Origin of the sequence: Bacillus sp. SIMBA_031, from assembly GCF_046535225.1 — a bacterium.
In the GTDB taxonomy this organism is placed as follows: Bacteria; Bacillota; Bacilli; order Bacillales; family Bacillaceae; genus Bacillus; species Bacillus velezensis.
The window spans coordinates 1-272 of sequence record NZ_JAWRXC010000242.1 but is presented as its reverse complement, the minus strand read 5'-3'; the positions used below and the strand labels follow the sequence as shown (position 1 = coordinate 272).

At 34.9% G+C, this 272-nt stretch carries 1 protein-coding gene; it reads left to right on the top strand.

Annotated features, from left to right (window positions below):
• Window positions 1–151: 151 nt before the first annotated feature.
• Window positions 152–272 (top strand): DUF6965 family protein (locus SB724_RS20175; RefSeq protein WP_410572628.1); only part of this gene is annotated, 121 nt, incomplete at its 3' end.

Below are 272 nucleotides of genomic sequence, written 5' to 3'. Positions count from 1 at the left end.
AGTAAGAATTAAAAGATTTTTAGCTTTTTTTGATACGCAGATCTTGCTGGTGATGTGTAATTTATTTAATAATCCCGCTACAATTTCAATATTTACATAATGATGTTGTACGCAACCTGACATATTGCCTATCCTTTTATATCTTCGTGCTATGACGATATCAGAACTTGAAATTTGGTTTGAAAAGGCACCTCGACCAGAGATGCCAATAATGCTGAATAATGCTACGAGGGTTAATGACTACGAGAAGTTTCTCGATAGCCATTTCTCAC